The organism is Microbispora bryophytorum (genome assembly GCF_006874465.1).
Classification (GTDB): Bacteria; Actinomycetota; Actinomycetes; order Streptosporangiales; family Streptosporangiaceae; genus Microbispora; species Microbispora bryophytorum.
Window position 1 is genome coordinate 1 of sequence record NZ_VIRL01000069.1, and the last position, 907, is coordinate 907.

1 protein-coding gene and 1 pseudogene are annotated in these 907 nt (G+C 68.2%); both read right to left on the reverse strand.

The features are described 5' to 3' along the window. A pseudogene (locus tag FLX07_RS35835) lies at nt 1–239 on the reverse strand (extracellular catalytic domain type 1 short-chain-length polyhydroxyalkanoate depolymerase); the annotation flags it as partial. 103 nt (nt 240–342) lie between these two features. Continuing rightward, nucleotides 343–907 (reverse strand): lectin (locus FLX07_RS35840; protein WP_167748516.1); only part of this gene is annotated, 565 nt, incomplete at its 5' end.

A 907-nucleotide genomic window follows, 5' to 3' on the forward strand; every position in this document is an offset into this window, starting at 1 on the left:
TTGCCGTTGAAGATCGCGCCGGCTGATCCGCCGCAGTAGTGGACCAGGACCAGCAGTGCCGGGCGTGCCGCGACTCTGTCGGGCACGTAGAGGTACATGTTGAGGTTCGTCGGGTTGTTGCCGAAACTGGTCACCCGGGTCAGCGATGCCGCCGCCGCGGGCCGGACCCCGAGAAACATGCCCGCCACCACCAGAGGCAGGGCAACGGCCGCCAGTATGGCGGTGAGCCTTCGTTTCACGCTGTTTCCTCATGAGTCGGGGGAGTGAGCCGTCCGGCATACTCCGTGGTGGACGCGGCCGTGGCCGCCTTCGGGGAAGGCGACCACGGCAGGAGCCTCATCGTCAGACGCGGGTCCAGCGCTGGTTGGTCTGGCCGTTGCAGGACCAGATTTGCAGCTTGACGCCGTTGGCGGTCGAGTAGTTGGGCGCGTCCAGGCACTTGTTCGCGCCGACCGCCGTGATGCTGCCGTCGGAGTTGAGGCGCCACTGCTGGTTGGCCTGGCCGTTGCAGTCCCAGATGATCACGCTGGCGCCATCGGCGGTGCTCGCACCGTTGACGTCGAGGCACTTGTTGCCGTAGACCCGCAGCTCGCCGGCGCTGGTGGTCGTCCACTGCTGGTTGCTCTGGCCGTTGCAGTCCCAGATCTGCACCTGCGTGCCGTTGGTCTGCGAGACGCCGGTGACGTCCAGGCAGCGGCCCGACGCCACCCCCCGGATCGCGTTCGTGGAGGCGGTCGGCGTCGCGCTGGGGGTGCCGCCGGGCTGGCCGATGCTGCCGGAGACCGACTGGAGCGCCGCGTACCAGGCGGCGGCCATCTTGTCGTAGCCGTTGGCGGTGGGGTGGATGCCGTCGATCAGGTCGCCGGTGGTCAGCTTGCTGTGCATGTCGACCAGGTGGACGCGCTTG